Raw genomic sequence first — 3,752 nt, 5'->3', positions numbered from 1 at the left:
GGTTACAAGCAGTCTTGGACGGCGCGTTTTGTCATGACGCTGACGAGATGCGCGCGGTAGGTTTTGCTGCCGTGCAGGTCGGCGATCATGTTCATCGGGTTGACACTCAGCCCCATCAACGCCTCGGCGCTGAAGGATTTGTTCAAGGCCTCTTCGGCCTCGGCCCACCGGAACACGCCGTCTTCGCTGGCGCCGGTCACGGCCACGCGGACACCCTCCGCAAAGCGCGCCACGTAGACGCCGACCAAGGCAAATCGGGATGCGGGCTGCAGGAACTTCTGATAGCTCGCCGCCTGCGGCACCGGGAACCGAACCGAGGTGATGATCTCGCCCTCATCCAGCGCGGTTGCAAACATGCCCTGAAAGAACTCATCCGCCGCGATCTGCCGCGCGTTGGTCACGATGGTCGCGCCCGAGCCCAGCACACCCGCCGGATAACAGGCCGCCGGATCATTGTTGGCCACCGACCCGCCAATGGTGCCGCGGTTGCGCACCGCCGGGTCGCCGATCTGACCCGCCAAAGCCGCCAGCGCCGGATACGACCCCGCCGCCTCACGCGCCACCGTGGCATGGGGCGTCGCCCCGCCAATGACGACCGAGCCGTCATCCTCGACACAGACACCCTGCATCTCGGCAATCCCACCCATGCTGACCAGCACCGAAGGGGCCGCCAGGCGCTGCTTCAGCGTCGGGATCAGCGTCTGACCCCCGCCCAATGGCTGCGCATCCTCGGCCCCCAACGCAGCAACCGCGTCGGCAATGCTCGAAGGCTTCTCAAACTCGAAACTGTACATTCCGCTTTTCCTTTCCGAAGAGCGCAGATCCGCTCTTCATCTGGCTAAAAATACCTCGGGGGTCCGGGGGCTGGCCCCCGGTCCGCCCTCTCAACTCAGCTGTTCATCGCCGCCCAGACGCGCGACGGGCTTACTGGCATGTCGATGTGATCCACCGCCTTGCCGCCCGAATTCATCGCATCCAGAACGGCATTGACCACAGCCGGCGGAGAGCCAATCGCCCCGGCCTCACCACAGCCCTTCACACCCAGCGGGTTATGCGTACAGGGCGTCTGGCTGGAATGATCCACGCCGTAGAAGGGCACATCATCGGCGCGCGGCATGGCGTAATCCATGAAGGACGCGCTCAACAGCTGGCCATTCTCATCATAGGCGCAGTTCTCCAGCAGAGCCTGGCCGATACCCTGGCCAATGCCGCCATGCACCTGACCATCCACGATCATCGGATTGACAATGTTGCCAAAGTCATCCGCCGCGGTGAAGGCCTCGATACTGACCTGACCGGTCTCGGGGTCGACCTCAACCTCGCAGGCATAAGCGCCCGAGGGGAAGGTGAAGTTGGCCGGGTCATAGAACGCGGTCTCCTCCAGCCCCGGCTCAACCTCCAGCGGGAAGTTATGCGGCACATAAGCTGTCAGGGTCACGTCGCCCCAGGCCACCGACTTGTCGGTGCCTGCCACGCTGAACTGACCGTCCTTCAGCTCGATATCCGCCTCGGAGGCCTCCAGCAGGTGGGCTGCGATCTTCTTGGCCTTGTCGATCACCTTCTCGGTGGCCTTCACCATGGCCGAGCCACAGACCGCCAGAGAGCGCGAGCCATAGGTGCCCATGCCGAACGGGATTTTTGAGGTGTCGCCATGCACGATCTCGACCATCGATTCATCAATGCCGATCATGTCGGCCACAACCTGCGGGAAGGCGGTCTCATGCCCCTGCCCGTGGCTGTGCGCGCCAACCATGACGCTGATCGAGCCGGTGGCATTCACCCGCACGGTCGCCGCGTCATAAAGACCCGCTCGGGCCCCCAGCATGCCAACGATGTTCGAGGGCGCAATGCCGCACGCTTCGATATAGCAGTTGATGCCCAGACCCCGCAGCTTGCCCTTGGCCTCGCTTGCCGCACGGCGCGCGGCAAAGCCTGCCAGATCAGCCGCAGCTTCCAGCTTGTCCATGGTCCCGTTGTAATCCCCAGTGTCATAGGTCAGAGCGACCGGCGTGTCATAGGGGAACTGGGTGATGAAGTTCTGACGGCGCAGGGCAATCGGATCGACTCCCAGCTCGCGCGCAGCTTTATCCACCACGCGTTCCAACTGGAACGTCGCCTCGGGCCGGCCCGCGCCGCGATAGGCATCCACCGGCACTGTGTTGGTGAACATCGCCTTCACATTCACCTGAATGACCGGCGTCTTGTAATTGCCCGCCATCAGCGTGCCGTGCAGCCAGGTTGGCACGGAGCTGGAGAAGGTCGACAGATACGCTCCAAGGTTCGCGTAGGTGTTGGTCCGCAACCCGATGAAGTTATTGTCCGCATCCAGCGCCAGTTCGATTTTGCTGACATGATCCCGGCCATGGGCGTCCGACATGAACGCCTCGGACCGGCTGGAGGTCCACTTCACAGGCCGGTTGCAGGCCTTGGCGGCGAAGGTACAGAACGCCTCTTCCGCATAGTGGAAGATCTTGGTGCCAAAACCGCCACCCACATCCGGGGCCACCACGCGGACCTTATGCTCGGGCAGACCCAGCACGAAGGCGCACATCAGCAGGCGGATCACATGCGGGTTCTGCGAGGTCGTATAGAGCGTGTACTCATCCGTGCCCCGCTTATACTCACCCACCGCCACACGCGGTTCCATCGGGTTGGCGACCAGGCGGTTGTTGACCAGATCCAGCGTGGTCACATGGGCCGCATTGGCGAAGACCTCATTGACCTTGGCATCGTCAGTCTCGCCCAGCTGCCAGTCATAGCAGATGTTGTTCTTCAGATCGTCATGGACCAGTGTCGCGCCCTCTTGCGCGGCGGCCTTCATGTCGATCACGGCGGGCAGTTCCTCGATCTCGAGGTCAATCGCCTCGGCCGCGTCACGCGCCTGCTCCAGGCTGTCGGCCACAACGGCGGCGATGGGATCGCCCACATGGCGCACCTTGCCCTGGGCCAGAATGGGATGCGCGGGCTCCTGCATGGGCGCGCCGTGCTTGTCCGTCACCTCCCAGCCGCAGGGCATGCCGCCCACGCCTTCGAAATCCTTGCCGGTGAACACCTTGACCACGCCCGGCATGGCCTCGGCCGCCGAGGTATCAAGGCTGGTGATCCGGCCATGCGCAATATCCGAGCGCAGGAAATGAACATAGGCCTGTCCGGCCACGTTGATGTCGTCGGTATAATTGCCTGCTCCGGTCAGAAAGCGCACGTCCTCGCGCCGCTTGGAACTGGCTCCGATGCCACTGTCTTTGGGCATTGCTTGTTCTCCTCCCTCGGGCCGCTTATTCGGCGGCGATGCTGCTGACGTCCTGGCCCGAAGCGGCCATGATCGCCTTGACGATGTTGTGATAGCCCGTGCAGCGGCACAGGTTGCCTTCCAGATACTTGCGGATCTCGGCCTCGGACGGGCGCGGATTGTCCTTCAGCAAGGCCGCCGCGCTCATCACCATGCCCGGTGTGCAGAAGCCGCATTGCAGCCCGTGGTGATCCTGAAACGCCTGCTGGATCGCATTGAGTGTCCCATCCTCGGAGGCCTGACCCTCGATCGTGCCAACCTCGGCCCCGTCGGCCTCAACCGCCAGCATGTTGCACGACTTCACAGCCTCGCCGTTCACATGCACCACACAGGCCCCACATTGCGCCGTATCACAGCCAACATGCGTCCCCGTCAAAGACAAATGATCCCGCAAAAAACCAGACAATAACGTCCGACCCTCAACTTCACCGCTCACAGACATGCCATTCACAGTCAGCGATAT

General features: G+C 62.8%; 3 protein-coding genes. All 3 read right to left on the bottom strand.

Annotation, left to right across the window (positions count from 1 at the left end; all coding sequences use genetic code 11):
• Positions 1-2: 2 nt before the first annotated feature.
• Entirely contained in the window at positions 3-794 is a 792-nt protein-coding gene (locus ACR0I8_RS22000; protein WP_170693461.1) for an FAD binding domain-containing protein, read from the bottom strand.
• A gap of 95 nt (positions 795-889) precedes the next feature.
• A complete protein-coding gene (locus ACR0I8_RS21995) occupies positions 890-3,250 on the bottom strand; it encodes a xanthine dehydrogenase family protein molybdopterin-binding subunit (protein ID WP_170467193.1) in 2,361 nt (786 codons plus the stop codon).
• A gap of 25 nt (positions 3,251-3,275) precedes the next feature.
• Positions 3,276-3,752 (bottom strand): (2Fe-2S)-binding protein (locus ACR0I8_RS21990; protein ID WP_480528132.1); only part of this gene is annotated, 477 nt, incomplete at its 5' end.

Source organism: Ruegeria sp. BG9 (assembly GCF_056538305.1).
This window is presented reverse-complemented; position numbering and strand designations above follow the sequence as displayed.